This window comes from Methylocaldum sp. RMAD-M (genome assembly GCF_017832375.1).
Taxonomy (GTDB): Bacteria; Pseudomonadota; Gammaproteobacteria; order Methylococcales; family Methylococcaceae; genus Methylocaldum.
On the sequence record NZ_JAFIBZ010000044.1, the window covers coordinates 24,514 to 30,565 of the forward strand.

General features: G+C 57.2%; 7 protein-coding genes and 1 pseudogene. 4 read left to right on the top strand and 4 right to left on the bottom strand.

The annotated features are described in order from the left end of the window. Nucleotides 1-40: 40 nt before the first annotated feature. The 3 genes from JOD69_RS23090 to JOD69_RS23100 form a co-directional block, all read right to left on the bottom strand. Nucleotides 41-328 carry an RNA-binding protein gene (locus JOD69_RS23090; RefSeq protein ID WP_077731935.1) on the bottom strand — a complete coding sequence of 96 codons (288 nt, stop codon included), beginning with the start codon at nucleotides 326-328 and terminating at the stop codon, nucleotides 41-43. Between the two features lie 202 nt (nucleotides 329-530). Further along, complete coding sequence (locus JOD69_RS23095; RefSeq protein WP_086133769.1) at nucleotides 531-1,466, bottom strand: PfkB family carbohydrate kinase; 936 nt, start codon at nucleotides 1,464-1,466, stop codon at nucleotides 531-533. Nucleotides 1,467-1,506: 40 nt separating this feature from the next. Continuing rightward, nucleotides 1,507-2,352: an outer membrane protein assembly factor BamD gene (locus JOD69_RS23100; protein WP_077731955.1), complete on the bottom strand. Its 846-nt coding sequence runs from the start codon at nucleotides 2,350-2,352 to the stop codon at nucleotides 1,507-1,509. Between the two features lie 57 nt (nucleotides 2,353-2,409). On the opposite strand from JOD69_RS23100, the gene rluD reads away from it, so the two are divergent. From rluD to JOD69_RS23115, 3 genes are all read left to right on the top strand, one after another. Then, entirely contained in the window at nucleotides 2,410-3,357 is a 948-nt protein-coding gene (rluD, locus tag JOD69_RS23105) for a 23S rRNA pseudouridine(1911/1915/1917) synthase RluD (RefSeq protein ID WP_205780989.1), read from the top strand. Then, nucleotides 3,354-4,079: a peptidoglycan editing factor PgeF gene (gene pgeF, locus JOD69_RS23110; RefSeq protein ID WP_077731933.1), complete on the top strand. Its 726-nt coding sequence runs from the start codon at nucleotides 3,354-3,356 to the stop codon at nucleotides 4,077-4,079. Before rluD ends, pgeF begins: the two co-directional genes overlap by 4 nt. A gap of 251 nt (nucleotides 4,080-4,330) precedes the next feature. After that, a complete protein-coding gene (locus JOD69_RS23115) occupies nucleotides 4,331-5,164 on the top strand; it encodes a ZIP family metal transporter (protein ID WP_077731932.1) in 834 nt (277 codons plus the stop codon). A gap of 17 nt (nucleotides 5,165-5,181) precedes the next feature. Here JOD69_RS23115 and JOD69_RS23120 read toward each other — a convergent pair whose 3' ends face one another. Then, entirely contained in the window at nucleotides 5,182-5,781 is a 600-nt protein-coding gene (locus JOD69_RS23120; RefSeq protein WP_077731931.1) for an XTP/dITP diphosphatase, read from the bottom strand. A 125-nt stretch (nucleotides 5,782-5,906) separates the two neighbouring features. On the opposite strand from JOD69_RS23120, the pseudogene JOD69_RS24970 reads away from it, so the two are divergent. Then, nucleotides 5,907-6,052, top strand: a pseudogene (locus tag JOD69_RS24970) (carbonic anhydrase); the annotation flags it as partial.

Below are 6,052 nucleotides of genomic sequence, written 5' to 3' on the forward strand. Positions count from 1 at the left end.
TCCAAAGAGTTGGAATGTGGAGACGGCGCGTTTTTAGCCGTCAAATGTGCCGGGCGCGCCGAGGCGGAAAATTCGACTGGCTTTCGGAGCGAGGGCGTGCCTCGTTTACCCGGATATTACGCCCCTTGAGATCGGCGCCATCTAGCTGCTTGATAGCCTCTTCAGCGCTAGCCCGATCCGACATTTCTACAAAGCCGAAGCCCTTGGAGCGACCTGTAAGTTTATCCATCACGACGTTCGCGCTGGTAACCTCGCCAAAGCGTTCGAATGCTTCACGCAATTCCTCGCTGGTGACTTGATAGGACAAATTGCCGACGTAGATATTCATCGAAAACACCTGTTCATCACTTCGTGCCATTTCCTTATTAAATACATCAGCTGCTTAACGAATGGCACTAAGATCAAGAACTGATGATCGACTCCCTCTACGGAGCCAAATTGGCGGCCTATACACCCATCCATACCCGGTAATGGAGAAAGGCTGAACGTATCCCGAGATTCCATAAGCTTCAAAGGGAAGTTGTCCGATGTCAATAACTCGGTGATTGTTTCTGATTTTTCAAGAACAGTTCGACCGTTTCCCGATCGGGAATGCCTGGTCGCGCGCCCTCCTTGGTACAGCAAAGGGCGCCGGCGGCGCTGGCGTAGTGCAAGATATCCTGCCAATTTTGGCCGCTTGCAAGGGCGGCGGCGAATGCTCCGTGAAACGCATCGCCGGCTCCGGTAGTATCCACGGCCTTTACCGGAAATGCAGGGAGGTTTCCCGACTCGACGCCCTTCTTCCAGATCAGCCCATTTTCGCCCAAGGTTATGACGACTGCGGGTGAGCGTTCGGCCAAACGATTCAAAGCCTGCGCCGGATCGTCATCATCCAGCCATTGCCGCGCGAATTTTTCCGAGCACACCAGGAAGTCCACCGAGAACATCAGCGCGTCGGTTCCCTTGTGCAAAGAGCCGGCGTCCAGGACCGTGGGAATGTTTCTGGACTTCGCCCAGGCGCACAATGGTTCGGAGAGGGCGGGCTCGTGCCCGTCAAACAAGATGACTTTCGGCGTAACGTCCGAAAAATCGATGCTGTCCGCCGGCAAAGGCGCCCTGGCGCCCTTGTAATTGACCAGAGCCCGCTTGCCGTCCGGTTTTATCAGGATTGCGGACAATGGCGTGGGCGACGCGCCGCGGACGATGAGATCGGTAGACACGTTCTCCCGTTGCAATTCCTCGAAATGGATTTGTCCATAGGGGTCGTTTCCCAAATAACCGGCAAAAGCCGCGTTATAGCCGAGACGCGCTACGGTTACGGCCGCGTTCGCGGCCGGACCGCCGCCGCAGGACATCAGGGATTCGGCGAAGATTTTTTCGTCCGCTTCAGGATGGTGCGGTACGGAAAAGATGAGGTCGTACGATGCGTGTCCAACGCACAATACGTGAATATTTTGGCTTTCAATTTTAGGGGAGGGTGTGTTCATCCTTGTGAAGCTCATCCTATCCACCGAACGAAGCGGAAGCCTATTTTTCCAAACCGAGAAAGTTCCACAAGCGCTCCATGGCAGACGGCTCGTAAACCAGATCTTTAGCCTGGCCGGGAACGCCTTGGGCATAATTGAATGCGTAGACGCGAGCCGCATCGTCGGCCAATTCCTTCATATCCAGCTTGCGGTAGGCCTGTTCCATGATCTGCAAAGCCACGGGCACGGCCGGAGTACGCTGATAGTTGCGAATGATTTCGGCGCAGCGCCTGGCCGCCGCAAGATAGGCCCCACGTCGCATGTAAAAGTCGGCAACGTGAACCTCGTACATGGCCAGATTGTTTCTTAACGACACCATACGTTGCTTGGCGTCGTCCACATAGCGGCTCTTGGGGAACTTGGCAATCAGTTCTTCGAATTCTCTGTAGGCATCGCGAGCCGATCCAGGGTCACGCTGCGACGAATCCGTCGGCAGAAAACGATCAACAAAGCTTATGCCTCGGTTATAATTGACCAAGCCCCTGAGGTAATAGGCGTAATCGACGTTCGGGTGAGTCGGATTGAGCTTGATGAAGCGGTCGGTGGCGGCAAGAGCGGAATCGGGCTCGTCGTTTTTGTAGTAAGCGTAGGCGATGTCGAGTTGCGCCTGAGTCGCATATTTGCCGAACGGATAACGAGCTTCCAGTTTCTCGTATAATTTCACCGCTTTTTCGTAACGTTTTTCCGTCAGCGCCTTTTTGGCCTCGGTGTAAAACTGCTCCGCGGTCCAGTCGGCGTATTCATCCCTTTCTTCGCGAGTGGTAGAACAGCCGAATAGCAGTATGGCAAAGGCGAGCGGCCAAAGAACGAAGCGCACAGGCCGAAAAAAAGTGAAAAAAGACGACATGATAGGAGCGGCAGTCTTAACGCTCGCAGTATACATTGAATTATCTATCCCATAGAAGTGAATTCCACCCGCGTTCTTACCGCCGAAATTCCTCCATCGCTAGCCGGCCGTCGCCTGGATCAAGCTCTAAGCGAACTGTTTCCGGATTTTTCCAGAAATCGTCTGCAAAGCTGGATCAAAAACGGGGCTGCCCGAGTCGATGGGGCCGTTTTGTCTCCGAAGCACCGGATTCTGGGCGGCGAACGGGTGGTCCTGCATGCTGAAGTCGAGGAGACCACGGCCGTCGAGAGCCAGGATATCCCACTTGCGATCCTTTACGAGGACGACGCGGTCCTGATCATCGACAAGCCCGCGGGTCTGGTCGTGCACCCGGCGGCCGGCCATCGTGACGGAACTCTGCAAAATGCTTTGCTGCATCATGCCCCTGGGCTGGCCGGTATTCCGCGTTGCGGTATCGTTCACAGGCTGGACAAGGATACCAGCGGATTGTTGATGGCCGCCAAGACCTTGTCCGTGCACAAATCGCTGGTGGAGCAGCTCCAGACTCGGACCGTGCATCGGGAATACCTGGCCTTGGTGCAGGGTGCCATCACCGCCGGCGGAACAGTGGACGAGCCGATCGGCCGGCATCGCACCGATCGGAAGCGCTTCGCCGTCCGCGAGGAAGGCAAGCCTGCCGTCACTCATTACCGCATCGCCGAGCGCTTCCCCCACCACACCCTGCTTCGGGTAAAGCTCGAAACCGGGCGTACCCATCAGATTCGCGTCCATATGGCCCATATCCATCATCCGCTGGTCGGCGATCCGGTGTACGGCGGTCGGCTCAAGATACCGGCCGGCGCGAGCGAAGAGCTGATCACAGTCATCCGAAATTTCAAAAGACAGGCCTTGCATGCCGAAAAGCTCGGGATCATTCACCCCGCAACCGGTGAGTACACGGAGTGGCAGTCGCCACTCCCTGCGGATTTCTCCGGTCTGCTTGCGGCATTGAGAGAACAGGCATGAGCCGATTCTGGATCGAACCCGAGTGGCCCGTGCCGCCCGGCGTCCGGGCGGCGAGCACGTTGCGCCGGGGCGGGGTGAGCATAGGCCCATATCGGAGCCTCAACCTCGGCGCTCACGTCGGGGACGAGCCGAGTCGGGTCTCGGAAAACCGGCATCGGCTGCGGGAGGCCTTGAGTCTGCCCGCGGAACCCGTGTGGCTGAATCAAGTGCACGGAAAACACGTCATTCGGGCCGACGTATCGACCTATCGAAGCGCGGATGCCGCATTCACATGCCAAACCGGCATCGTTTGCACGGTCATGACGGCGGATTGCCTCCCCGTTTTGCTGTGTTCGAAGGAAGGCGATCGGGTCGCGGCGGTGCACGCCGGCTGGAAAGGGCTTGCGGCGGGCGTCATCGAAGCCGCCGTCGAAGCGCTTGAAGGCGATGATTTGTTGGCGTGGCTCGGGCCTGCAATCGGTCCGGACGCGTTCGAGGTAGGTCATGAGGTCCGGGAGACCTTCGTCCGCAAGAGAGCGGCATTCGCCGCCGCGTTTTGCCAAACGGAGAACGCAAAATGGCTGGCGGATCTTTATCACCTCGCACGTATCGTACTGAACGATGTCGGAATTTCGGCAATCTACGGCGGGGGCTTTTGCACTTTCGGTAATGCCGACGATTTTTTTTCCTATCGCCGCGACCGCGTGACGGGCCGCATGGCTACGTTGATCTGGCGCGAATAAATAAACCTAGAAACAGCGGTTGACCGCTTAAATAACTAGAAAAGTTCCATGAATCCTTATTGCCCTACCTTCTACCTACGTCACCGTTTGGGTGACGCCGCTACGTACCCGATTGCACGGCAGGCGGACCGGCTGGCGGCGTTGCTCCTCCTCGCGGGAGAATACCCCGCCGCGTCGTCGCGCCTTGCTATCCGGTCCGCCTGCCGCACACTCGGGCACGTCCAACCGCCGCTTCTAGGTTTAAATAAGACATGAACCTTCTCCTCTGGATAATTATTTTTACCTTGATCGGCGGCGTTTTGAGCGTCCTTGCGGCATCGCTGTTCCTGATGATTCCCGACCATCATCATCCCCGCGTGCTCCCTCACGGCATCAGCTTCGCCTTGGGCGCGTTATTGAGCGTGGCGTTTCTGGATCTTTTGCCCCATGCTGTCGAAACGGTCGGCACGGAGCAGTCGGAGAGCGTCTTCGCCGCCGTTCTTCTCGGAATCTTGGCGCTATTTTTGTTGGAAAAACTGCTGCTTTGGAGGCATTGCCACGCCGGCGACTGCGAGACGCATACGGACGACCACTTTCACCAGCCGGCCGGCACTCTCATCGTATTGGGCGACGGTATCCACAATTTCGTGGATGGCGTGCTGATCGCCGCGGCTTTTCTTACCGATGTACATCTGGGGATAGTCACGAGCCTGGCGGTGTTCGCCCATGAGATTCCCCAGGAAGTGGGCGATTTCGCGATCCTTTTGAAAAGCGGTTATAGCCGTCCCAAGGCCTTGCTCTACAATCTGCTGTCCAGCTTGGCGACTCTGCTGGGCGGTGTCCTGGCGTATTACAGCTTGGAAAATCTGCGCGAGGCGCTGCCTTATTTCCTCGCCTTGGCGGCATCGAGTTTCATTTATGTAGCGGTTGCGGACCTGATTCCCAGTTTGCACCACCGCACCAATGCCAGTGCCGCATTTCAACAAATCGCCATGATCAGTGCCGGCGTGCTGCTGATCTTTTCGGCGCATGCCTATACCGAGGAATTTCATAAAGATCATTCCCCCGAGGCCGTTTCATCGAAATGCCCCGCCATCGTCCCGTAGGAATATCGGCCGAACGCTCATTTAGCTGAATCGCGCATTTGCGCCACGAGTTCCCGCAGAGCTTTGCCGCGGTGGCTTAGGCGATTTTTTTCGTCCGGGGACAATTCGGCCGAGGTGCAGTTTTTTTCCAGCACGAAAAACAGCGGATCGTAACCGAAGCCTCCTTTGCCGCGCGGTTCGCGCAGAATGATGCCTTCCCATACGCCTTGTCCGATCAATGGGCTCGGGTCCTGCGCGTGGCGCAGAAAAACCATGACGCAGCGAAATCGGGCGGTCCGCTCGGCGTCCGGAATATTCTCCAGTTCGCGGAGCAGCTTGGCGTTATTTTCGGCATCGTTCGCGCCGGGGCCGGCATATCGGGCCGAGAAAACGCCGGGCGCGCCGCCCAAGGCGTTGACTTCCAGTCCCGAATCATCGGCTATGGCGGGCAGGCCGGAAAGCTGGCTGGCGTGCCGAGCTTTCAGAATCGCATTCTCGACAAAGGTCAATCCGACCTCCTCGATATCCGGGACTCCGAAAGCGGATTGCGGTACGATCTCTATGTCATCGTTTGCTAATATGGCCTGGATTTCGCGGACCTTTCCGGGGTTATTGCTGGCGAGCAGGATTTTTTTCATCGTCGGCTTGTCTCACGATGGCGGGCCGAATCGCTTTCCGGGAAGGGGGCGTATCAGCCGGTGCGTCGGCTGCTGCTTGAGCAGGCGGCGTCATAAACAATAACAATCTCAGAGGAGAAAAAGATATGAGCCAAATCTTGAACGAAGTGCTCAGCGCTAATCAAGCGTACGCGGCGAGTTTCAACAAGGGCCATCTTCCCTTGCCGCCGGGGCGGCATTTCGCGATCCTGACCTGTATGGACGCGCGCCTCGATCCTGCCAAGTACGCCGG